Source organism: Phycicoccus sp. CSK15P-2 (genome assembly GCF_016888005.1).
Taxonomy (GTDB): Bacteria; Actinomycetota; Actinomycetes; order Actinomycetales; family Dermatophilaceae; genus Phycicoccus.
Genome location: NZ_JAFDVE010000011.1, coordinates 177,777 through 199,835, shown reverse-complemented (window position 1 = coordinate 199,835; position 22,059 = coordinate 177,777). Strand labels below are relative to the sequence as shown.

Here is a 22,059-nt window from a genome sequence, read left to right as displayed (position 1 = left end):
GTGGGTGGGGTTGGTTACGGTGTGTGCTCCGGGGCCATCGCAGGGGTGGTCGGGAAGGGGAGGCATGCTGCTCTCTGGTCGGGTGTGGTTGGTCGGTGCCGCCGTGGTGGCTGTGGTGGTGGCTGCTGGGTGTGGTGGGTCGGGAGGTTCGGTGCCGTCGGGGTCGCCGGTGGTCTCGTCGTCGGGTCCGGGTGGGTCGGTGTCTTCGTCTGCGTCTCCGTCGGTGTCGGGGTCGCCGAGCTCGACGGGGGGTGCGGGTCCGGAGGTTCCGGCGGCGGCACGGGAGCAGACGCCGGAGGGTGCCGAGGCGTTCGTGGAGTTCTACTTCGAGCAGTTCAACGTGGCGTGGACCGAGCCGCGCCCTGGGTTGATCGAGGCAAACAGCACTGGCGACTGCAAGTTCTGCAGGACCACCGAGGAACATGCTGTCTGGCTTGCTGACAATGATCAGCGTTACTCATCCGAGCCGATCACGCTCAAGAGTGTCGAGGCACTAGCGGGTGCCCCAAAGGGGCAGCTGTACCTATTCGCGGAGTTCGTACAGAATCCGGTCGATGTCGTCACGGCTGACGGGACGGTGACCAGCTCGGAGGACCGCATGGATGTGCAGCGAAACCTCGCTCTCAAGTGGAGTGGCGGACGGTGGTACATGTTCGCGGTCGAGGTTGTGTGATGAAAGCAGCCGATCTTGCGGTAGCTCTGGTGCCTCTGCTCTCAGCGGCTGGCGGGCTCACGGCTGTTGAGAACGAGCCCCAGAAGGGTGTCTTCTCGTCGAGTGCCTCCGAGAGCGGTGCTGACATCAGATTCCGAAGTTTGAATGAGTTGCGCGGCTGGGCCTCGGAGGCAGTGATCGCAACCAACAGCGACAAGCCCAAGTACGACTACACGAGTGTTTCGCCGTGCAGCACCGGGCCGGGGTCACCCGGCGCCGATGCACTCTGTCTCCGCGCGTTCAATCTCTGCTTGTCACGGCCCGGTGACGGTCCGGCCGTGGCCATCTACCGGCGCGAGGTCGACGCGGACGCTGGGCCGGTTGAAGGGGCTGCTGGTGCGTGGCAGGCCGTGGGGTACACGTGTTTCCCGGAGGCGGTGCCCGGTGCGGAGAACGTGTTGACGATGGCGATGATCCGGGAGGCGTTCCATGACACGGATTTCTCGGTGCCGACGGTGAACGTCCAGCCGGAGGGTGATGTGACGTTGGTGAATCTGCCGACGTTCTTCGAGGTGGTGTTCCCGCGGGAGGGGTTCGGGCCGGGTGAGGTGGATCGTCCGGATCCGGCGCGGTTGATGGGGCATGCGGTGGAGGTGCGGCCGAAGGTGAAGACGGTGACGTATTCGCTGGGTGAGACTGTGGTGGGGCCGACACGGGACCTGGGTGGGCCGTACCCGGACGGGTCGGTGGTGCACTCGTACGGCAGTGCGGGTGAGCAGGTCGTGCGGGTGGATGTGGTGTACACGGGTCAGTTCCGGGTCGGGGGGAGTGGGTGGATCGACATCCCGGGTGAGGTCGATCTGGAGGGTGCGCCGGTGACGTTGACCGTGCGCGAGGCCAGGTCACGGCTCTACACACGCTGACCGCGCCCGAGAGCAGCGAAGGCCGGCGAGCCCGGACCGTGCGGACCCGGGCGCCGATCCGACCGGCCGACGAGCCCGATGCGGTCGCCGGCGGCGGTCGTCCGGCCTCCGGAACATGATGACGCCGCGGCGGGCCGTGCCCACCGCGGCGTCATCGCCGGCGCGCCCTCCCGGAGGGTCCGGTTCAGCCGAAGAGCTTGGTCGCCGTGACCAGCGTCTGGCTCACGCCGTAGACGAGCAGCGCGATCATCAGGCCCCAGGACAGGTACACCCGGCTCGACCCACCGCGCGCGTGCGTGTCGGAGGACTCGATCTCCTCGACCGCAGCCTTGTCCGCAGCGGCAGCGGCCTCCACGGTCTCTGCCGGCTCGTGGAACCGGTCCGCCACCGGGCGCACGAGCAGGTTGGCCACGAACCCGACGCCCAGCACCCCGACCATCGTGAACAGCGCCGGGCGGTACTCGGCCGCGGTCAGCTCACCCGGCTTGCCCGCCGCGTCGAGGAACCCGTTGATGATGAGCGGCCCGGCGATACCGGCCGCCGACCACGCGGTGAGCAGGCGCCCGTGGATGGCGCCGACCTGGAACGTGCCGAAGAGGTCACGCAGGTACGCCGGAACGGTCGCGAACCCGCCCCCGTAGAAGCTGATGATGATCGCCGCGACGAGCACGAACACCGCGGTGGCGGTCGACCCGGCCAGCGCAAGCAGCAAGTACAGGACGATGCCGACGCCGAGGTAGACCATGTAGATCGGCTTGCGGCCGATCTTGTCCGAGGTCGACGACCACACGAAGCGGCCGGCCATGTTGAACAACGACAGGAGGCCGACGAACCCGCCCGCCGCAGCCGCCGCGACCGTCGACGTGCCGTCCGAGCCGCGGAAGAAGTCCTGGATCATCGGAGAGGCCTGCTCGAGGATGCCGATGCCCGCCGTGACGTTGCAGAACAGCACGGTCCACAGCAGCCAGAACTGCGGCGTCCGGATCGAGTTCGCCGCCGAGACGCTCTGGTCCGTGATGAGCGTGCTCTTCTTGGTGCCCGACGGGTCGTACCCCTCGGGCTTCCATCCCGGCGGGGGGACCCGGACGTTCGAGACACCGATCATCATGATGAGGAAGTAGATGACGCCGAGGCTGACGAAGAGCATCGTCAGCGCCGTGCCGTTGGCCAGCGACCCCGGGGTGGAGGGGTCGTACTCGCTGTCGAAGAACCGCATGAGCTGGCGGGACAGGGGTGACGCCACCATCGCGCCACCGCCGAACCCCATGATCGCCATGCCGGTGGCGAGGCCCGGACGGTCCGGGAACCACTTGATCAGCGTCGACACCGGCGAGATGTAGCCGATGCCGAGCCCGATCCCGCCGATGACGCCGTAGCCCAGGTAGACGAGCCACAGCTGCGAGGTGGCCATGCCGAGCGCGCCGACGAAGAACCCGAGGGCCCACGCGCACGCCGCGGCGAACATCGCCTTGCGCGGACCGACCCGGTCGACCCAGGTCCCCAGCACCGCGGCGGCCAGGCCGAGCATGACGATGGCGATCGAGAAGACGATGCCGACGGCGGTCAGCGAGGTGTCGAAGTGCGAGACCATCGATGCCTTGTAGACGCTCGTCGCGTACACCTGGCCGATGCACAGGTGGATGGCCAGCGCTGCCGGGGGTATGAGCCACCGGTTGTAGTCGTGGGGAGCGACGGTGTGGCGGCGGTCGAGGAAGGCGAGCAGCCCCCCGGATGCGTCGCGCTGAGCGGTCGACGTGGTCATGCCAGTCCCTTCCACGGATGCGGACGCCACGATGCGTCCGGGCCCCGCCACGATGCGGGCACCGCCGAGCAGCCTAGGCATGCGGAGGGGCCCGTGGTGACTTGGTGGTCCGACGAATTCGTCGGCGCCGCATGGTGGGACGGGGCCTGGACGGTGTGGCGAGCCTGCGGTGTCGGTGCGTGCTCCTACGGTGGGCGCAGCCGCTCGACGCGGTTCCGGGACGGTGGGAGGTGTCGTGGAGATCTCGAAGGCGCTCGCGCTGGGGCGTGCGCTCCTCACGGAGCACGGGCTCGACGGATGGACGGTCGTGGCCGACCGCGCCAAGACGCGCGCCGGCGTGTGCCGCTTCGGGCGCCGGCAGATCGGGATCAGCGGTCCGCTCACCGCGTTGCACGACGAGGCCGAGGTCCGGGACACCCTGCTCCACGAGATCGCGCACGCCCTCGTGGGCCCCGAGCACGGCCACGACGCGGTGTGGCGGGAGGCGGCCGTGCGCATCGGCTGCACGGGGGAGCGCTGCGTCCCGGCCGACGCCCCGCGCGTTCCCGGCGACTGGCTCGGCCGCTGTCCGGCGGGTCACGAGCGGACGCGGCACCGCGCCCCGACGCGGCTCATGTCCTGTGGGCGGTGCTCCCGGCGCTTCGACGCCGCCCACCTGTTCACGTGGACCTACCGCGGGTCGCGCGCGACCCTGCCCGCCTCCTACACCGCAGAGCTCGCCGGCCTGCGGGGTTCCCAGCGGCCGGTCGGCCCGGCTCCCGTGCTCGGTGACGTCGTCGAGGTGACGAGCGGCCCGTGGCAGGGGTGTACCGGGGAGGTCGAGCTCGTCGGGGCCGCGCGCTGCCAGGTCCGCGTCGGGGACGACCTCGTCGCCCTGCCGCTGGAGGCGGTCCGTGTGCGCCTGTCGGCGTGAGCACCCTCACGCCCGGCGGGTTCGGTCGCAGCGGGGTCCCGGCGGGACAATCGGGCTCGTGACCGACACACCGACGACCGGCCCGACGTACGTCGACGCCGGCGGGTTCGCCCCGTGGGAGCCGCCGAGGGTCCGGCTCGACCGCGCCCTGGTGCTCGCCGGTGGGGGAGCGACCGGCATCGCCTGGGAGGCGGGCATCGTCCTCGGTCTCCGGGACGGCGGTGTCGACCTCCGGACCGCCGACACGATGATCGGCACCTCGGCCGGCTCGATGGTCGCCGCGCATCTTCGGCTGGGCACCGAGGACGAGGCGTTCCAGCGCGTCCGCGAGAGCGCGCCGCTGCCCGAGATCGGCCGCATCGGGGCCGCCGACGCCGGCCGCTACCTGCGCGCACAGATCACCCGCGACCCGCGCGGGGGACGCGCCCGGGTCGGGCGGGCCGCACTCGACGCCACGACCGCCACCGAGGAGGCCTGGCTCGACACCGTCGGCTTCGGGCTCGTCGGTCGCGAGTGGCCTCAGGGCCGCCTGCTCATCACCGCCGTGGACGCCGAGACCGGGACGTCCGTGGTCTTCGACGGCAGCAAGGGGGTTCCGCTCGATCGGGCCGTCGCCGCCAGCTGCGCGGTCCCCGGGGTGTTCCCGGCCGTCGAGGTGGGCGGCCGTCGCTACGTCGACGGCGGTCTGCGCTCGATCGCGAACGCCGACCTCGCCGTCGGGCACGAGCGCGTCCTGGTCCTCGCGCCCTACCCGGTCGGGGCACAGGTCCGTGAGCTGCCGAGGGTGCAGACCTGGGCACTGCGTCGGCACGGTCGCAGCCACCTCGTCGTCCCCGACGCGCGGGACGCCTGGGCCATGGGTGCCAACCCGCTCGACACCGGTCGCTCCGAGGTCACCCTCGACCGCGCACGCGAGCACGGGCAGCGCATCGCCGACCGCGTCGGGGAGCTCTGGGACGGCTGACCACGGCACCGGTGCAGCGGCCCGCGACGTGCCACGGCGCCGCCCCCGACCACCGACCCGCCCCGTGCCGCCCGGCGATACAGTCGCGGCACCGCGACCGAAGGAGGCCACGTGACCGACGGGACCCGTCCCAGCCACGCCGCCGCCGGCGCCCAGCGCGCGCCGGACTCCGGGGCCCACATCGCGCTCACCGAGGAGCACGCCGCCCACAACTATCACCCGCTGCCGGTCGTCCTGGCCCACGGGGAGGGCGCCTGGGTCACCGACGTCGAGGGCCGGCACTACCTCGACTGCCTCGCCGGGTACAGCGCCCTGAACTTCGGACACGGCAACCCGCGGCTCGTCGCCCGCGCCAAGGAGCAGCTCGAGCGGCTCACCCTCGCCAGCCGCGCCTTCTACACCGACACCCTCGGCCCGTTCGCCGCCGCGTTGGCGCAGCTGACCGGTCACGAGGTCGTCCTCCCGATGAACACCGGAGCGGAGGCCGTCGAGACCGCGCTCAAGGTCGTCCGCAAGTGGGGCTACCGCGTCAAGGGCGTCCCCGAGGACGCTGCCACGATCGTCGTCATGGAGGGCAACTTCCACGGGCGCACCACCACCATCGTCAGCTTCTCGGACGACAAGGAGGCGAGCGACGACTACGGCCCCTACACGCCGGGCTTCCGCACCGTCCGGTACGGCGACGTCGACGCCCTGCGTGCCGCCGTCGACGACACGACCGTCGCCGTCCTCCTCGAGCCGATCCAGGGCGAGGGAGGTGTCGTCATCCCGCCGGACGGCTATCTGCGGGCCGTGCGTGCGGTCTGCGACGAGGCCGGGGCGCTCATGGTCGCCGACGAGATCCAGAGCGGGCTCGCCCGCACCGGACGCACCTTCGCCTGCGACCACGAGGACGTCCGGCCGGACGTCTACGTGCTCGGCAAGGCACTCGGCGGCGGCATCCTGCCCGTGTCGGCGATCACCGCTGACCACCGCGTCCTCGACGTCATCAGGCCCGGGACCCACGGATCCACCTTCGGCGGCAACCCCCTGGCCGCAGCGGTCGGTCACGAGGTCGTGACGATGCTCGGCGAGGGTGAGTTCCAGGAGCGCGCCGCCCGGCTGGGTGCCCTGCTCGCCGACGGCCTCCACCCGCTCGTCGGAGCAGGCCTGGACGCCGTGCGGGTCCGCGGGTTGTGGGCCGGTCTCGACGTCGCTCCGGGCGGCCCGAGCGGGCGGCAGCTGTGCGAGCGGCTGCTCGAGCGTGGTGTCCTCGCCAAGGACACCCACGGCTCCACCATCCGCCTGGCGCCACCGCTCGTCGTCACCGAGGAGGAGGTCGCGCTCCTCGTCGCCGCGGTCGCGGACTCGCTCAGCTGACGCGCGCGGCCCGGCCGGCGTTCGTGGCGATCGCGTCGAGCATCTCGGTGCGGCGGGACGCTGGTAGGTCGTGACCCATGTCGGGGAAGAGAAGCATCCGGGAGCCCGGAACCGCCCGCGCCGTCGCGATCCCGCCGCTGACGTCGACGAGCGGGTCCACCAGGCCGTGGATGACGAGCGTCGGCACGTCCAGCTCGCGCAGCCCCGCCGTTCGGTCCGGGCTGGCGAGGATGGCGAGCAGGTGACGGACCCCGCCCAGCGGGCTGGTGGCACGGGCCACCGCCGTGCGCACCATGCCCTCCATCTCCACCTCGTCGAAGAGCGGCCCGGCGATGATCCGCCACCCCTCGACCCCGAGCCGCACGGCCTCCTCCTCGTCGGTCGGACGCGGCACGGTCAGGGACCGCGCCATCGTCGGCAGCAGCCGCGGCGCCACCCGTCCGTAGCGGCGGTCCCCGGTCGTCGACATGATCGACGTGAGGCTGAGCACGCGCTCGGGCCGGGAGATGGCCAGCTGCTGGGCGATCATCCCGCCCATCGAGGCGCCGACGACGTGCGCACGGTCGATGCCGAGCGTGTCGAGCACACCCGCGGCGTCGTCCGCCATGTCGGAGATGAGGTACTCGCTCTCCGCGGCGCGACGGTGCACGAACGCCTTGAGCACCGTGCTGCGGCTCGGGGCCGGGCCGTCGGTGCGGCTCGACAGCCCGATGTCACGGTTGTCGACACGCACGACCCGGAAGCCGCGCTCGACGAGCCCCGCTACGAAGTCCTCGGGCCAGCCGACGAGCTGGGTCCCGAGACCCATGACGAGGAGCAGCGGCTCGGCGTCGTCGGGGCCGTCCGTCTCGTACGCGATGTCGAGCTGGCCGACGGTCACTGTGGGCATGACGGCAGTGTCCCACCCCGTGACCGACCCCCCGGACGGCTCGGAGCTAGGGTGTGGCCCGTGGTCGAGCCGCTGACGTATGCCGTCGTCGGGCTGGCGGCGCTGCTGTGCGTCGTCGCGGTCGTGTACGCGGCGCGGGACCGGCTCATCGACGACCCACTCCTCGTCGTCGTCGGTCTCGTCGAGCTCGGGCTGGGGGTCCTCCTCGTCGTGGGACTGGTCCGCCTCGACCACATCGACGAGTCCGCCGAGCGTGCGACCTTCGTGGCGTACCTCGCCACCCTGCCCCTCATCCCCGTTGGGACGGCGTTCCTCGCGATCAAGGAGAAGAGCCGCTGGGCCATGGCCGCGGTCGCGGTCGGTGGCTTCGCCGTGGCCGTGATGACCGCTCGTCTCCTGCAGATCTGGACCGCCCATGCCTGAGCCGGATGTCCGCCGTCGTGCCCTCGGAGGTCCGGGGGTGCTGCTCGTCGCGGTCTACGCCGTGCTCGCGCTCGCTGCAACGGGCCGCTCGGTGCTCCAGATCACCGAGTACTTCGACCGCGCCCCGCTCGCGTACCTGCTCTCGGCGCTCGCGGCCGTCGTCTACGTGCTCGCCACCTTCTGCCTCGCGAGGGGTGGCAGGTGGGTGCGGGTCGGGGTGGCTGCCTGTGCGGTCGAGCTCGTCGGCGTGGTGGTCGTCGGGGCGGCGTCGTACCTCGTGCCGGGGGCGTTCCCGGACAGGACCGTGTGGTCGCACTTCGGCCAGGGCTACGGGTTCGTCCCGCTCGTGCTGCCGGTCCTCGGGCTGCTGTGGTTCCGCCGGGTCGACCGGGCGGGCCGGCAGGCCGACGACGTGGCCGTCGCCGCCGACTGACTCGAGCGAGCGGGCGGGCGGCGGCCCCGGCCGTCATCGGCGACAGCCCGCGACGGGCGTCAGCCCTCGCCCGGCTCGAGGACCAGCACCGGGATGAGCCGGTCGGTCTTCTCCTGGTAGTCGGCGTACGGCGGGTAGGCGGCGACGGAGCGCTCCCACCACTGCGCGCGCTCGTCGCCGTCGATCTCGCGCGCCACGGCCGGCCAGGAGTCGGTGCCGTCCTGCAGCGTGAGGTGGGGGTCGGCGAGGAGGTTGCCGTACCAGACGGGGTGCTCGGGGGCGCCTCCCTTGCTCGCGACGGCGGCGTACACGCCGTCGTGCTCGACCCGCATGAGGGGGACCTTGCGCAGGGCGCCGGTCTTGCGGCCGCGCATCGTGAGCATCACGACGGGCCGGTCCATGATGTTCACCGACCGGGTGTCGCCCGTCCGCTCGATCGTCTCCACCTGCTTGCGGACCCACTCGGTGGGGGAGGGAATGTAGTCGTCGCTCATGAGCGGGCCAACGACGACGCAGCCCGGTGTCTTCCGGACGAGGCAGCGCCCGGCGTGTTCCGGCCGGGTCAGCACCCGGTGTGTTCCGGACGAGGCAGCGCCCGGCGTGTTCCGGCCGGGTCAGCACCCGGTGTTTTCCGGACAGGTCACTTGTCGCTGGAGGTCTTCCAGAGGTTGATGCCGGTGTCGACCGCGTGCTTCTCGATCTGTGCGAGCTCGTCCCGGGTGAAGCGCAGCTTCTTCACCGCGTCCAGGCTGTCGTCGAGCTGCTCGACCGACGACGCCCCGATGAGCACCGAGGTGACCCGCGGGTCGCGCAGCGCCCAGGCGAGCGCCATCTGTGCGAGGGACTGCCCGCGACCCTTCGCGAGCCGGTTGAGCGCCCGGATGTGCCGCAGCGCGGTCTCGGTGAGCAGCGCGGCGTCCAAGGACTTGTCCTGCGCGGCACGCGAGCCGGCCGGGATGCCCTTGAGGTACTTGTCGGTGAGCATCCCCTGGGCCAGGGGAGAGAACGCGATGCATCCGGTGCCGGTCTCGCCGAGGGCGTCGAGCAGACCCTCCTCCTCGATCCACCGGTTGAGCATCGAGTAGGACGGCTGGTGGATGAGCAGCGGCGTCCCCATCCCGCGGAGGATCTCCACCGCCTCGCGGGTGCGCTGCGCCGAGTACGACGAGATGCCGACGTAGAGCGCTTTGCCGGCCCGCACGAGCGAGTCCAGCGCGCCGAGCGTCTCCTCGAGCGGGGTCGTCTCGTCGAACCGGTGCGAGTAGAAGATGTCGACGTAGTCCAGCCCCATCCGCTGCAGCGACTGGTCACAGCTCGCGACGACGTACTTGCGCGACCCGCCGCCCTGGCCGTACGGCCCCGGCCACATGTCGTACCCCGCCTTGGAGCTGATGACGAGCTCGTCGCGGTAGCGGCGGAAGTCGCGGGCGAAGATCGTGCCGAAGTTGCGCTCGGCGCTGCCGTACGGCGGGCCGTAGTTGTTCGCGAGGTCGAAGTGCGTGACGCCGCGGTCGAACGCCCGACGGAGGACGCCCTGCTGGCGCTCCAGGGGCACGTCGTCGCCGAAGTTGTGCCAGAGCCCGAGCGAGATCGCGGGTAGGTCGAGCCCCGACGAGCCGGTGCGGCGGTAGGGCATCCCGGCGCGGTAGCGGGTGGCGGCGGCCTGGTACTCGTCGGCGTGGAAGGTCATGCGCCCCATCCTGCCGCCCGACGCGGCGCTGGGACCGTGCAGCGCCTCGCGAGACCCCGGTTCGTCGACGAGACACCGGTTCCGAACCCGTGTCTGGTGGACATTTCGGGGTGACCCCGAAATGTCGAGGGGGGTGCCCGGGGGATGAGACGGGGCCCTGACGCGCGGGCGGACCGGGCGTACCGTGGTCGCAGGTCATGAGCGCCAGCGCCAAGCCCCGGCTCGCTGGCCGGCAACCCTCCTCCGCGGTGGGGTGCCCCGGGTGAGGACCTGGCGTGCGGCACCCGCCGCACGCAAGCGCGGGAGACCTCTCGGGACCCCCGCCGTGCACACGTCGCCGCGTGTGCCGGCCACGGCCGGCGCACCCCTACCCAGGAGCGAGAGATGACCGACCAGTCCCAGTGGGGTTTCGAGACCCGGCAGGTCCACGCGGGCCAGGTGCCCGACAGCGCGACAGGCGCGCGGGCTCTGCCGATATACCAGACGACGTCCTACGTCTTCGACGACACCGCGCACGCCGAGAACCTGTTCGCGCTCAAGGAGTTCGGGAACATCTACACCCGGATCATGAACCCGACCCAGGACGCCGTCGAGCAACGCATCGCCGCGCTCGAGGGCGGTGTCGGCGCGCTGCTCGTCTCCTCCGGCCAGGCGGCCACGACGCTCGGTCTGCTCAACGTCGCCGAGTCGGGTGACCACATCGTCTCCAGCGCAGCCCTCTACGGGGGGACGACGAACCTGCTGAAGTTCACCTTCGCCAAGCTCGGGGTCGAGGTCACCTTCGTCGAGGACCACACCGACCCCGGCGCCTGGCGGGCCGCGGTCCGACCGAACACGAAGGCGTTCTTCGGCGAGACGATCGCCAACCCCAAGGCCGAGGTGCTCGACATCGAGGCCGTCGCATCCGTCGCGCACGAGGTCGGGGTCCCGCTCGTCGTCGACAACACGATCGCCACGCCCTATCTCATCCAGCCGCTGCGGCACGGCGCGGACGTCGTCATCCACTCGGCGACGAAGTACCTCGGCGGGCACGGCACGTCCATCGCCGGCGTCATCGTCGACGGCGGGACCTTCGACTACGCGGCCGACCCCGACCGGTTCCCCGGCTACAACACCCCAGACGAGAGCTACCACGGTCTGCGCTACGGCCCGGACCTCGGCGTCGGCAGCCCGTTCGGCGCCAACCTGTCCTACGTCCTCAAGGCCCGGGTGCAGCTGCTTCGCGACCTCGGCAGTGCCATCAGCCCGTTCAACGCCTTCCTCGTCGGCCAGGGGCTGGAGACGCTCAGCCTGCGGGTCGAGCGACACGTCGAGAACACCCGCGAGGTCGCCGCGTACCTCGCCGCCCACCCGCAGGTCGAGTCGGTGCGCTGGGCCTCGCTCGACGGCAGCCCCGGGAAGGCACTGGCCGACAAGTACGCCCCGAAGGGGGCCGGCGCGGTCCTCGCCTTCGAGATCGCGGGCGGGGCCCCGGCCGGCCGCCGGTTCGTCGAGGGCCTCCAGCTGCACAGCCACGTCGCGAACATCGGGGACGTGCGCTCGCTCGCCATCCACCCCGCGTCGACGACGCACAGCCAGGGCGGCGACGAGGACCGTCTCGCGGCAGGCGTCACACCGGGGCTCGTCCGGCTCGCGGTCGGCATCGAGACGGTGGGCGACATCCTCGCCGACCTCGACGCCGGGTTCGCCGCGGCGCTCGGCGGCGGGACGGACGACACCGCTCCCGAGCTCGTCGGGTCGACGGCCGGCTGAGCCCGCCACCCCCGGCGCGCGGACCGGTTCGGGCGGTCGCGGACGACACCGCACCGGCCCGACCCCGCGCGCCGGGGGTGGGACCGGCGACGTCCGGCCGGTCCGGGGGTCGGGCGCTGCCGGAGACGTCGGGCGGGGAGGAGCTCGGCGTTGAGGAGCGCGACTGCCTCTTCGCGGGACGCCTCGTCCGGCCAGTCGACCTCCTGGAACGCGACCTCGGCCGCGGCGTACTCACCCCGGCACGACGAGGACGAGGAAGGCCGCGACCTCTCGGACGAGCGGGTCGGCGTGCGTCCGCAGTGGCGCGATGGGGGCCGCAGCGGCCCGGTGGACCGCGGCGCCGTCGTAGATCAGCGGCTTGCGGCGGAGGCGCCGCAGACCCTTGACCCGCAGCCCCAGGGCCCGGCGAGCAGTGGCGATGGGGACGTTGCGCAGCGTGATCCGGGATGCCGTCCGTCCCTTCGTGCGCCTCGGGGGAGGTGCGTGCCGCCCTGCCTGGGGCGAGACGTGTATCCCGGGCACGAGACCCGCACGCAGGGAGCGAGAGGACCCGCGTGCCGGCCGGCTGTGGAAAAGTCGGAGGCCGCTCGCGCGCACTCGCCTACCGTCGCTGCATGACGATCTACCGGGTGGATGCCGAGTCCGTCATCGGCGTGGGGGAGTCGCTCGCGGAGGTCGCGGAGGGCCTCGCGCTCATGGGTGACCCCGCGCAGGAGCGGTGGGCCACCGGCGCCGGCGACACCGGCCCGGCCCTGGAGGAGCTGCTGGGCGCCTGGCGACACGTCCGGCTCGCGCTCGCCAAGGACCTCGCCGCCCTCGGTGAGGCCGCAGCGGATGTCGGGGGGCTCTACCTCGACACGGAGGCGGAGGTCTGCCACGGCCTCGGACGAGGCGCACGATGATCGGCCAGGTGCTGCGACCCGTCTCCGGCAGCGGCGAGGGGCTCCGGAGGCTGGCCGACGCCCTCGAGACGACGGGGCGGCGGCTCGCCGACACCGCCGGGACACTGGTCTTCCTGCGCGACCGTGCCGTGTGGGAGGGGGAGGCGCAACGGCTCTTCCTGTCCCGGATCGCGGACGCCCCGACGCTGCTCGGCCGGGCCACCCGGCGCTTCGAGGGTGCGGCCGGGCCGCTGCGTCGGTTCGCGGCCGTCCTGGAGGAGGAGCAGCGGCTCGCCACCTGGTTGAGCACCCGTCACTCCTCGGCATGCGACGAGATCCTCGCCATCGAGAACCGCATCGTGGCGTTGCTCGACTCGGGGCGAGAGATGGGGGACCCGCAGGTCGAGACGCTGCTCCGTCTCCAGCGGGACGAGGTGGCGGTCATGACGGAGAGCGAGGCACGCCATGCGGCGGCGCACGCCCGGGTGGAGGAGGCCGACGCCGAGTGCGCGCGCGCCCTGCGGGCCCTGGCCGAGGACGACATCGCCGACTCGTTCTTCTACCGCGGTACCCGGACGGTCAGCGGCATCGGGCACGGACTCGGGTACGTGGGCGTGGTGGGGCAGTGGTCGCCGCACGCCAGGGTGGCCGGCGCGGTGGGGGACACGGTCGGTCTGGGCGGCGACGCAGTCCTGGCCGTCTTCTACGACGAGGGGGACTGGGCGCAGATCGGCAGCGACGTCGGGATGGCCGCCACGGGAGTCTTCGGGGACGGGCTGCGGGCCGGGGCGAAGCTGGGTGCGACGACGAAGGCCGACGGCACCGTGGTCAGTGCCGCGATGCGGCTCGACGACCGGGTCGTGGGCGGTTCGATCCGGGCAGCGAAGGACCGGCTCCGAGAGGCGCGGGACAGCCACCGGCTTAACCCTCCGCGCCAGGAGAGTGATGTGCAGCGGCGTCCGCTCCCGCAGCGTCCGACGGTAGGCGACCGCGTGTCGAGGGAGGCCGACTACCGGCGGCGGCAGATGGCCCACGAGTACCGGCTCGTCTCGGCCGGCGGCTCGAGCACCCAGAAGATGTACGTGGCAGGCGCCTCACTGTCCGCGGCGGTCAAAGCGAGGGAGACGACGCAGAAGGTGGACGAGACGGCCGGGCTCGTCGACCGGCCACTGCGACCCACGACCACGGGGGGTCTGGAGGACGGCCGCGCAGAGCCCACGGGGCCCGACCCGAGGATGTCCCCCGGTGGGCCACCGGGCGGCCGGTAGGCGGGTGGGGCACACCTATCCTGGCGGCATGCCCGCCCCCGCCGACGCGCTCACCCCGGCGGAGCTGCACTACCCGGAGCACCTGCCCGTCGTCGAGCGGCGTGACGACCTCCTCGCCGCGCTGCGCGAGCACCAGGTCGTCGTCGTCGCGGGGGAGACCGGCTCGGGCAAGACGACACAGCTGCCCAAGATGCTCCTCGAGCTCGGCCTCGGCGCGCGCGGGCGGCAGGTCGGCCACACCCAGCCGCGCCGCATCGCCGCGCGGTCGGTGGCCGAGCGGATCGCCGAGGAGATGCAGGTCGAGCTCGGCGGCCTCGTCGGGTACCAGGTGCGCTTCGGCGACCACAGCAGCGACGCGACCCGGGTCAAGGTGATGACCGACGGCATCCTGCTCAGCGAGCTCCAGCGCGACCGCGACCTGCGCCGGTACGACGCGGTCGTCATCGACGAGGCCCACGAGCGCAGCCTCAACATCGACTTCATCCTCGGCTACCTCAAGCAGCTGCTGCCGCGCCGCCCCGACCTCAAGGTCGTCATCACCTCGGCGACGATCGACCCCGAGCGCTTCGCCCGGCACTTCGGCACCGACGACCGTGGCGAGACCGTCCGCGAGGTCCCCGTCGTCGAGGTCTCGGGCCGCACCTTCCCCGTCGAGGTCCGCTACCGACCCCTCGTCGAGCTGGACCCCGACGGCCGGCACGTCGTCGCCGAGAAGGACCAGACCCAGGGGGTGGTCGAGGCCGTCGAGGAGCTGTGGACCGAGGCCCCACCGAGCCCCGAGGCCACCGACATCCTCGTGTTCTTCAGTGGCGAGCGGGAGATCCGCGACGCCGCCGAGGCCCTCACCGCCCTGCGTCTGCCGAACACCGAGGTGCTCCCGCTCTTCGCCCGGCTCTCCGCCGCCGAGCAGCACCGCGTGTTCCGGCGCGGCGGAGGTCGGCGGATCGTGCTCGCGACGAACGTCGCCGAGACCTCGCTCACCGTGCCCGGCATCGGCTACGTCGTCGACACCGGCACCGCCCGGATCAGCCGGTACAGCCAGCGGACGAAGGTCCAGCGTCTGCCCATCGAACCGGTGAGCCGCGCCAGTGCCAGCCAGCGGGCGGGTCGGTGCGGGCGGGTGGCCCCGGGCGTGTGCATCCGGCTCTACTCCGAGGAGGACCACGACGCCCGCGACGAGTTCACCGAGCCGGAGATCCAGCGCACCTCGCTCGCCTCCGTCATCCTCCAGATGACCTCGCTCGGGCTCGGCGACGTCGCCCGCTTCCCGTTCGTCGACCCGCCGGACGCCCGGCAGGTCGCCGACGGGGTCCGTCTGCTCGAGGAGCTCGGGGCGTTCTCCACCGACGAGCGCGGCCCCGGGCGGCACCGTGGGCGCGGGCGCCGGCTCACCCCGACCGGTCGCACCCTCGCCCGGATGCCGCTCGACCCACGCCTGGCCCGGATGGTCGTCGAGGCCGGCCGGCTCGGCTGCACCCGCGAGGTGCTGGTCCTCGTCGCGGCGCTGTCCATCCAGGACCCGCGCGAACGGCCCGCCGACAAGGAGGCACAGGCCGACCAGCAGCACGCCCGGTTCACGGACGACCGCTCCGACTTCGCCGCGTACCTGTCGCTGTGGCGCTACCTCACGACGAAGCAGGAAGAGCTGTCGCACAGTGCCTTCCGGCGGAGTTGCAAGAACGAGTACCTGCACTACCTGCGGATCCGCGAGTGGCAGGACCTCCATGCCCAGCTGCGTCGGGCGGCCCGCTCGGTCCGTATCGACCCCGACCTCGCGACGGCCGCGCAGGACGCCGACCCCGACTGGGACACCGTGCACCGGGCGCTGCTCGCCGGGCTGCTCTCGCACGTCGGAGTCCGCGACCAGGTGCGGCGCGAGTACCTCGGCGGGCGGGGCGCCCGGTTCGGGATCAGCCCGGGGTCGACGCTCTTCAGGCGCAGGCCCGAGTACGTCATGGCCGGCGAGCTCGTCGAGACGAGCCGACTGTGGGCGCGGACCGTCGCCGTCATCGAACCGAAGTGGGCCGAGGAGGCCGGCGCACACGTCGTGGCGCGGACGGTGAGCGAGCCTCGCTGGAGCAAGAAGGCCGGCGCCGCCGTCGCCACCGAGCGGGTCACCCTCTACGGGGTGCCGCTCGTCACCGACCGCACCGTCCAGTACGCGCGTCTCGACCCCGAGGCGGCCCGCGAGATCTTCCTCCGTTCCGCGCTCGTCGAGGGCGACTGGGACCCGCGCCACGACTTCTGGCGGCGCAACCGGCGCACCCTCGCCCGGGTCGCCGAGCTCGAGGAGCGCGCCCGGCGCCGGGACATCGTCGTGGACGACGACGTCGTGTTCGCCTTCTACGACGCGCGCATCCCGCCGGACGTCACCACCGAGCGGCACTTCGACCGGTGGTGGCGCGGTGAGCGGCGCCGCCGCCCCGACCTGCTCGACCTCACCGAGGAGACTCTGACCTCGGACGCGGGCGAGGGGATCTCCGTGGAGGACTACCCGCGGACCTGGCGGCAGGGCGACGTCGAGCTCGACGTCACGTACCAGTTCGCGCCCGGCCAGGCGGCCGACGGCGTCACCGTGCACGTCCCGGTGGCCGTCCTCAACCGGCTCACCCCGGAGGGCTTCGACTGGCAGGTGCCGGGGCTGCGCGACGACCTTGCCGTCGCGCTGCTGCGCTCGCTGCCCAAGGCCGTCCGCCGGCACTTCGTCCCCGCCCCCGACCACGCGGCCGCGGCGCTGCGCGACGCCGACCCCGCGCGGGGGACGTTCGTGGAGGAGCTCGCCCGGGTCCTGCACGACCGCACGGGGGTGCGTGTCGACCCCGGCGAGTTCGACCTCGCGCGGGTCCCCGACCACCTCCGGGTGACCTTCTCGGTCGAGCGGCCCGGCTCCCGCGGTCCGCGGGTCGTCGCCGCCGGCAAGGACCTCGAGGCGCTCCGCGAGCGGGCCGGGGGAGCGGTCCGCGAGGGGATGTCCCGCGCGGGCGCCTCGATCGAGCGAGCCGGGCTCACGACGTGGGACGTCGGCACCGTGCCCGAGACCTTCGAGGGGCACGCCGGCGGGCAGCCGGTCGTCGGGTTCCCGGCCCTGGTCGACGCGGGGGACTCGGTGGCCCTGCGCGTGCTCCCGGACGCCGGCTCCGCCGCGGCGGCCCACCGGGCGGGAGTACGCCGGCTGCTGCTGCTCGGCACGACCGCGCCGTGGAAGCGCGTGCTCGCCCGGCTGACGAACGCGCAGAAGCTCGCCCTCGCCGACAACCCGCACGGCTCGGTGCCGGCCCTGCTGCAGGACTGTCTCGACGCCGCGGTCGACGCCATCGCCGCCGAGCACGTGACCGGTCCGGTGCGTACCGAGGAGGAGTTCGACCGGGTGCTCGTGGCCGTCCGGACGCACGCCGCGACGCGGGTCCTCACGGTCGTGGAGGCGGTCGAGCCCGTGCTCGTCCTCGCGGCGCAGGTACGCCGGACCCTCGACGCCCTCGGGTCAGGAGGTGCGGCCACCACCACGGCAGCGGCACGCGCGGACGTCCGCGCACAGCTCGACGGCCTCGTCCGCCCGGGCTTCGTCGCCGCCACCGGAGCGCTCCGGCTGCCCGACCTCCGGCGATACCTGCGGGCGGCCAAGCAGCGCCTCGAGCGAGCGGCGTCCAACCCACGCGAGCCGGTGCTGCAGGAGCAGGTCGACGCCGTCGAGACCGCGTACGCCGACCTCCTCGACGCGTTGCCGGCGGCGCGCCGGGCGGCGCCGGAGGTCGCCGACATCGCCTGGATGGTCGAGGAGCTGCGCGTCGGGCTCTTCGCGCAGTCCCTCGGAACGGCGCACCCCGTCTCCGAGAAGCGGGTGCGGCGGGCCATCGCCGCGGTGGCCGCCGGAGGCTGAGCCCACCGAAGGCTGAGCCCGCCGGGCCGGGGAATCCGCTGCCGGCCCCGGGCGTTGGTGCAGGGTGAGACCCTCTGCGTGAAAGGCTTCACCCGTGCAGAACCCCAGCGACCTCTACCACGTCGAGACCGACGCCGGGCTCGACGACTCGCGCCCCGGCGTCCTGCTCGTGCTCCTCGGTGGCTTCGTCGACGCCGGGCAGATCCAGCAGACCCTCACCGACCACCTCCTGGAGTCCGGCGGGTCCGAGATCGTGGCGTCCTTCGACGTCGACCAGCTCCTCGACTACCGGGGCCGGCGTCCCGCGATGGTCTTCGACACGACGCGCTGGGTCGAGTACGACGACCCCGCCATGCTCCTGCACCGGCTCACCGACCGCGACGGCCAGACGTACTACGTGCTCACCGGGCCCGAGCCCGACTACCAGTGGGAGCGTGTCGTCGAGGCGGTCACCGAGCTCGTCGACCGGCTCGGGGTGACCCTCGTCGTGTCGTCGCACGGCATCCCGATGGCGGTGCCGCACACCCGCCCGGTGGGGATGACGGCACACGCCACGGACGACTCCCTCATCGGCGAGGCGCGCTCGCCGTTCGGCCGGGTCCAGGTGCCGGCCTCCATCGGCGCCCTGCTCGAGCTGCGGCTCGGGGAGGCCGGGCGCGACGCCCTCGGGTTCGCCGTCCACGTCCCGCACTACCTGGCGAACGCCGAGTGGGCCGAGGGCTCGCTCGCGGCCCTCGGCGCGATCACCGACGCCACCGGACTGAACCTCCCCAACGACGAGCTCGTCGAGCGCGCCCGCGTCAACCAGCGCGCCATCGCGGCCGAGGTCGAGAACAGCGAGGAGGCGCGGCAGGTCATCACCGCGCTGGAGCAGCAGTACGACGCGTTCGTCGCCGGCGAGGAGCGCCCGAGCCTGCTCGCCACGGAGGCACGCGAGATCCCGTCCGCCGACGAGCTCGGTGCCGAGTTCGAGGACTTCCTCCGCACGGTCTCCGACGACGACTGACCCTCCCCGGCGCGGCCGTCGGCCCTCCCCAGGACGCGGAGCCGACCGCGGGGACGAGCCCAGGCAGCGGCCCGTCCGGTGGGCTCTCCCAGCCCTGATCGGGTGCCCCGGGCCGACGGGTCGGGGCACCCGCCGCCGCGGTCAGTCCTTGGCGTCGGACCAGCGGCGGACGACCGAGGTGTGGGACACGAAGCGCACCGGGGCCCCGCCCGACCACCGGCGGGCGGCGTCGGTGAGCGCGTCGTCGACCCGGCGCACCGCCTCCTGGGCCGCCTCCTCCGGCACGTGCACCAAGAGCTCGTCGTGAAGGCAGAGCACGACCTGTGCCTGGAGGTCCGCCGTCGTCGCCCGGACGGTGGCCGCCCACGCCTTGAACAGCTCGGCGGCCGACCCCTGGATCACGGCGTTGCGGGCGAACCGGCCGCGGGCCGCGTCGAGACGAGGGTCGGTCCCGGGTGGCTGCCCCGCCAGGACGCGGCCGGTGTGGACGAGACGTCCTCCGTACGTGCGCAGCGGCTCACCGCGCCGTCCGGTCGCGTAGGCGCGGTCGAGGAACCCCATCGCCACCGGGTACGCCGCCTCGAGCCCCCGGAGGGCCTGACCGGCCGCGCCGCTGCGCTGTCCGTACATCGCGGCCAGGACGGCGACCTTCGCCACCGGACGCTCCACCCCGAGCCGCTGCGCGACGGGCGCGTACAGGTCGTCGGCGCGGGTGGCGGCGGCGAACGCGGCGTCGCCGGCGACCACCGCGAGCACCCGCGGCTCGACCTGCCCGAGGTCGGCCCGGACCAGCACGTGACCCGGCTCGGCCGCGACCCCCGGACGCAGCAGGGCCGGCAGGCTGTGCAGCCCGTTCTCGGCGGTCATCCGCCCCGCCGCGCCGTCGCACGCGGTCCAGGCCCCGCGGAGCCGGTGGTCCGGACCCACGCAGGCATCCAGCCACCGGTAGCCGTACGTCGTCGCGATGCGCTCGTCCCGCCGCCACTCGAGGAGGGCCGGGACGACCGGATGGACCTCCCGGTAGGCCTCGAGGACCCACTTGCGGGTGGACGGGACGTCGACCCCGACGGCCGCGAGCATCTCCTTGACCTGGGCAGGGTTGCGCAGGTCGGTGGACCCTCGCTCCGGGACGTGCCGGAGGACCCGTGCGTCCCGCGCCCGGCGTCCCGCGACCTCGCCGGCGGGGTCGGCCGCCCGCGGACCCGCGGCGCCGGCGACGAGCTCCTCCATCCGGGCGCGGTCCAGCGGCAGCCCGTCGCGCTCGAGCTCGAGGCAGAGCAGGGACGCAGCCGACTCGGAGGCGACCGTGCCCGTCAGGCGCGGCGAGCGCTGGGTCGCCGCGTCGAGCTGGGTCCGGGCCGTCTCGAGCGCCGCGTGGGCCCATGGCACGAGGTGCTCGGGGTCCTCGAGCCAGCGCAGGTGGTCGGCCCGCAGGTGGCCGGCGTCGTCGACGAGGGTGTCCTCCGCGGGGAGGTCCTGCCGCGCCACGTGGTCGAAGAGGTCGCCCGTCGGGGCCGCGGGAACGGACCCGGGGCCGAGACCGTGCGCCGCCGCCCAGGCCAGCGGCGGCCCGGCTGCGGAGCCACCGTGCAGCAGGCGGTGTGCCTCGGCGACGTCCCAGGAGCGGGCGAGCCGGACCCGCGCGGCGACGAGGTCCCGCGCGGCTGCCCCCGCGGACCACCAGACCCACCGCGGACGGTGCTCGGCCTCGAGGCGCGCGACCTCGTCCACGACCTCGGCCGCCGGCAGTACCCGGGCCGAGCCGCCGTGGACGAGGGCGGCGGCAGAACGGTGCACACCCGCGGACGGGCCGACGACGAGCACCGCCACCTCGTCCGCACCGAGCACGCGCCGAGCGTACGTCCCGGCACCGTCACCGCGGGTGCGTCCGGCGCTGTGCCAGGTCAGCGCGCTGCGTGGCAGGATGACGAACAGCCGGACCCGCGCGGCCGACACGGCGCCGCCCCGGCCGACCCGGAGGTGACCGTGGGGACTCTCGACCGACGTGGCAAGGGCAAGGACGCCACGCACGACCGTCCTGCTCTCGAACGGGCCGCGGAGGAGCCCACGGACGACGGCATGCTCTCCCGGCGGGCCATCAAGGTCGTCGACACCGTGCTCGACGTCGGCATCGACGGCAAGGGCCCCTTCGCCTCCGCCTCCCGGGTGGCCGACACGGCCCTGCGCAAGTCGGGGGGAGACGTCGAGAAGGCCATCGACCACATCGTCCGCACGCACACCGTCGCGGCGGGGTCCGAGGGGTTCCTCACCGGGCTCGGTGGCTTCGTCACCCTGCCGGTGGCGCTGCCCGCCAACGTCATCGCCTTCTACGCGGCAGCCACCCGGATGACCGCCGCCATCGCCCGGCTGCGGGGCCACGACATCGACCGCGAACCGATCCGTGCCGCGGTGCTGCTCACCCTCGTCGGCGCGGACGCCGAGGACCTGCTGCGCAAGGCCCACCTGCCGACCCCGCCCGGGGGACGATTCGTCAACCTCGCGGCACAGCGGCTGCCCGGCCCGGTCGAGATGGTCGTCAAGAAGGGCGTGTACTTCCGGATGGTGGCCGGCACGACGAAGACCGTGCTGGCACGCCTCGGCCGGGGCGTCCCGCTCGCCGGGGGAGTCATCGGCGCAGGGGTCGACATCGTGCTCCTTCGCCGGATCGCCTCCGACGCACGTCGGGAGTTCCCGCCGGCCACTCCGCAGATCCAGAACGGCTGACGCGGCCGGTCGCGGGAACCTCCCGCGCGCCACACACGTCGAGAGAGACGGCGGGAGCCACCCGCCACCGGACCAGGAGGAACCATGTCGAAAGCCCGCGGCTTCGCCTACGTCGGCGCGCTCGCGCGCGCGGCCAAGCTCGCCACCCGCCCCGGCGGCCCGTCCCTCGGAGACCGCGCGGTGGCGATCCCACGGCTCGTGTCCGCGGTACGCAGCGGCGACTACACGGGCACCTCGCTCGTCCGGCTCGGCCTCGTCGCCGCCGGTGCCGCCTACGTCGTCTCGCCCGTCGACCTCCTCCCCGAGGGCGTCCTCGGCGTCCTCGGGCTCGCGGACGACGCGATGGTTCTCGGCTGGGTCGCGACGACCGTCGTCGAGGAGACCGAGAAGTTCCTCGAGTGGGAGGCATCCAGCGGCCGCGGGCCGGGGGAGGGCGAGCCGGCCGCCGGGCCCACCACCGTGCGCTCCGACGTCGTCGACTGAGCCCGCGTCGTCCACAGGCGCCCGGCTGCCGTCGGTCGTCCACAGGCACGCAGGCCCGGC

At 73.2% G+C, this 22,059-nt stretch carries 20 protein-coding genes and 1 riboswitch; of the genes, 14 read left to right on the top strand and 6 right to left on the bottom strand.

The features are described 5' to 3' along the window. The first annotated feature begins 64 nt into the window (after positions 1-64). Entirely contained in the window at positions 65-673 is a 609-nt protein-coding gene (locus tag JQN72_RS07830) for a DUF6318 family protein (protein WP_204134601.1), read from the top strand. Continuing rightward, entirely contained in the window at positions 673-1,575 is a 903-nt protein-coding gene (locus JQN72_RS07825; protein WP_204134600.1) for a hypothetical protein, read from the top strand. The genes JQN72_RS07830 and JQN72_RS07825 overlap by 1 nt, the downstream gene beginning before the upstream one ends. A 184-nt stretch (positions 1,576-1,759) precedes the next feature. Here JQN72_RS07825 and JQN72_RS07820 read toward each other — a convergent pair whose 3' ends face one another. Next, positions 1,760-3,337, bottom strand: coding sequence for an OFA family MFS transporter (locus JQN72_RS07820; RefSeq protein ID WP_204134599.1), 1,578 nt, complete (start codon positions 3,335-3,337; stop codon positions 1,760-1,762). A gap of 235 nt (positions 3,338-3,572) precedes the next feature. Between JQN72_RS07820 and JQN72_RS07815 the strand changes: the two genes are divergently transcribed. The 3 genes from JQN72_RS07815 to rocD all read left to right on the top strand — a co-directional run bounded on the left by JQN72_RS07815 (position 3,573) and on the right by rocD (position 6,573). Next, positions 3,573-4,250 carry a SprT-like domain-containing protein gene (locus JQN72_RS07815; RefSeq protein ID WP_204134598.1) on the top strand — a complete coding sequence of 226 codons (678 nt, stop codon included), beginning with the start codon at positions 3,573-3,575 and terminating at the stop codon, positions 4,248-4,250. Positions 4,251-4,308: 58 nt separating this feature from the next. Further along, on the top strand, positions 4,309-5,214 hold the full coding sequence (locus JQN72_RS07810; protein WP_204134597.1) for a patatin-like phospholipase family protein: 906 nt from the start codon (positions 4,309-4,311) through the stop codon (positions 5,212-5,214). A gap of 111 nt (positions 5,215-5,325) precedes the next feature. Beyond that, positions 5,326-6,573, top strand: a complete 1,248-nt coding sequence (rocD, locus tag JQN72_RS07805; protein ID WP_204134596.1) for an ornithine--oxo-acid transaminase — start codon at positions 5,326-5,328, stop codon at positions 6,571-6,573. Here the strand turns inward: rocD and JQN72_RS07800 are convergent. Then, a complete protein-coding gene (locus JQN72_RS07800; protein ID WP_204134595.1) occupies positions 6,566-7,462 on the bottom strand; it encodes an alpha/beta fold hydrolase in 897 nt (298 codons plus the stop codon). The two genes, rocD and JQN72_RS07800, sit on opposite strands and share 8 nt — an antisense overlap. A 60-nt stretch (positions 7,463-7,522) precedes the next feature. Here JQN72_RS07800 and JQN72_RS07795 point away from each other — a divergent pair, with 60 nt between their 5' ends. Both JQN72_RS07795 and JQN72_RS07790 read left to right on the top strand, forming a co-directional pair. After that, positions 7,523-7,885, top strand: coding sequence for a hypothetical protein (locus JQN72_RS07795; RefSeq protein ID WP_204134594.1), 363 nt, complete (start codon positions 7,523-7,525; stop codon positions 7,883-7,885). Beyond that, a complete protein-coding gene (locus tag JQN72_RS07790) occupies positions 7,878-8,318 on the top strand; it encodes a hypothetical protein (protein ID WP_204134593.1) in 441 nt (146 codons plus the stop codon). Before JQN72_RS07795 ends, JQN72_RS07790 begins: the two co-directional genes overlap by 8 nt. A gap of 59 nt (positions 8,319-8,377) precedes the next feature. Here JQN72_RS07790 and JQN72_RS07785 read toward each other — a convergent pair whose 3' ends face one another. Next, a complete protein-coding gene (locus JQN72_RS07785) occupies positions 8,378-8,812 on the bottom strand; it encodes a nitroreductase family deazaflavin-dependent oxidoreductase (RefSeq protein WP_204134592.1) in 435 nt (144 codons plus the stop codon). 146 nt (positions 8,813-8,958) lie between these two features. Further along, positions 8,959-10,008: an L-glyceraldehyde 3-phosphate reductase gene (gene mgrA, locus JQN72_RS07780; RefSeq protein ID WP_204134591.1), complete on the bottom strand. Its 1,050-nt coding sequence runs from the start codon at positions 10,006-10,008 to the stop codon at positions 8,959-8,961. Positions 10,009-10,201: 193 nt separating this feature from the next. Next, positions 10,202-10,314: riboswitch (SAM riboswitch) on the top strand. On the opposite strand from mgrA, the gene JQN72_RS07775 reads away from it, so the two are divergent. Further along, positions 10,279-11,760, top strand: coding sequence for a bifunctional o-acetylhomoserine/o-acetylserine sulfhydrylase (locus tag JQN72_RS07775; protein ID WP_255541749.1), 1,482 nt, complete (start codon positions 10,279-10,281; stop codon positions 11,758-11,760). It overlaps the preceding riboswitch by 36 nt. Before the next feature lie 231 nt (positions 11,761-11,991). Here JQN72_RS07775 and JQN72_RS07770 read toward each other — a convergent pair whose 3' ends face one another. Continuing rightward, positions 11,992-12,282, bottom strand: a complete 291-nt coding sequence (locus tag JQN72_RS07770; protein WP_204134589.1) for a hypothetical protein — start codon at positions 12,280-12,282, stop codon at positions 11,992-11,994. 92 nt (positions 12,283-12,374) lie between these two features. Here JQN72_RS07770 and JQN72_RS07765 point away from each other — a divergent pair, with 92 nt between their 5' ends. The 4 genes from JQN72_RS07765 (at position 12,375) to JQN72_RS07750 (ending at position 18,792) form a co-directional block, all read left to right on the top strand. Continuing rightward, complete coding sequence (locus JQN72_RS07765; RefSeq protein WP_204134588.1) at positions 12,375-12,662, top strand: hypothetical protein; 288 nt, start codon at positions 12,375-12,377, stop codon at positions 12,660-12,662. A gap of 8 nt (positions 12,663-12,670) precedes the next feature. Next, positions 12,671-13,909, top strand: coding sequence for a hypothetical protein (locus tag JQN72_RS07760; protein ID WP_204134587.1), 1,239 nt, complete (start codon positions 12,671-12,673; stop codon positions 13,907-13,909). Between the two features lie 28 nt (positions 13,910-13,937). Next, positions 13,938-17,786, top strand: a complete 3,849-nt coding sequence (gene hrpA / locus JQN72_RS07755) for an ATP-dependent RNA helicase HrpA (protein ID WP_204134586.1) — start codon at positions 13,938-13,940, stop codon at positions 17,784-17,786. Positions 17,787-17,880: 94 nt separating this feature from the next. Further along, positions 17,881-18,792 (top strand): proteasome assembly chaperone family protein, encoded by a 912-nt coding sequence (locus tag JQN72_RS07750; protein WP_204134585.1) that lies wholly within the window; start codon positions 17,881-17,883, stop codon positions 18,790-18,792. Between the two features lie 141 nt (positions 18,793-18,933). Here the strand turns inward: JQN72_RS07750 and JQN72_RS07745 are convergent, their stop codons facing one another. After that, complete coding sequence (locus JQN72_RS07745; protein WP_307812510.1) at positions 18,934-20,748, bottom strand: DNA polymerase; 1,815 nt, start codon at positions 20,746-20,748, stop codon at positions 18,934-18,936. A gap of 30 nt (positions 20,749-20,778) precedes the next feature. Here JQN72_RS07745 and JQN72_RS07740 point away from each other — a divergent pair, with 30 nt between their 5' ends. Together JQN72_RS07740 and JQN72_RS07735 are read left to right on the top strand one after the other, a co-directional pair. After that, positions 20,779-21,516: an EcsC family protein gene (locus JQN72_RS07740; RefSeq protein WP_307812508.1), complete on the top strand. Its 738-nt coding sequence runs from the start codon at positions 20,779-20,781 to the stop codon at positions 21,514-21,516. Positions 21,517-21,600: 84 nt separating this feature from the next. Further along, a complete protein-coding gene (locus JQN72_RS07735; protein ID WP_204134584.1) occupies positions 21,601-21,999 on the top strand; it encodes a YkvA family protein in 399 nt (132 codons plus the stop codon). The last annotated feature ends 60 nt before the right edge of the window (positions 22,000-22,059 follow it).

Bases quoted from the DNA above. Each gene is read 5' to 3' on its own strand.
- JQN72_RS07830 (WP_204134601.1), top strand. From the start codon at position 65: ATGCTGCTCTCTGGTCGGGTGTGGTTGGTCGGTGCCGCCGTGGTGGCT.
- mgrA (WP_204134591.1), bottom strand. From the start codon at position 10,008: ATGACCTTCCACGCCGACGAGTACCAGGCCGCCGCCACCCGCTACCGC.
- JQN72_RS07735 (WP_204134584.1), top strand. From the start codon at position 21,601: ATGTCGAAAGCCCGCGGCTTCGCCTACGTCGGCGCGCTCGCGCGCGCG.
- JQN72_RS07765 (WP_204134588.1), top strand. From the start codon at position 12,375: ATGACGATCTACCGGGTGGATGCCGAGTCCGTCATCGGCGTGGGGGAG.
- JQN72_RS07800 (WP_204134595.1), bottom strand. From the start codon at position 7,462: ATGCCCACAGTGACCGTCGGCCAGCTCGACATCGCGTACGAGACGGAC.
- JQN72_RS07825 (WP_204134600.1), top strand. From the start codon at position 673: ATGAAAGCAGCCGATCTTGCGGTAGCTCTGGTGCCTCTGCTCTCAGCG.
- JQN72_RS07785 (WP_204134592.1), bottom strand. From the start codon at position 8,812: ATGAGCGACGACTACATTCCCTCCCCCACCGAGTGGGTCCGCAAGCAG.
- JQN72_RS07820 (WP_204134599.1), bottom strand. From the start codon at position 3,337: ATGACCACGTCGACCGCTCAGCGCGACGCATCCGGGGGGCTGCTCGCC.
- hrpA (WP_204134586.1), top strand. From the start codon at position 13,938: ATGCCCGCCCCCGCCGACGCGCTCACCCCGGCGGAGCTGCACTACCCG.
- JQN72_RS07790 (WP_204134593.1), top strand. From the start codon at position 7,878: ATGCCTGAGCCGGATGTCCGCCGTCGTGCCCTCGGAGGTCCGGGGGTG.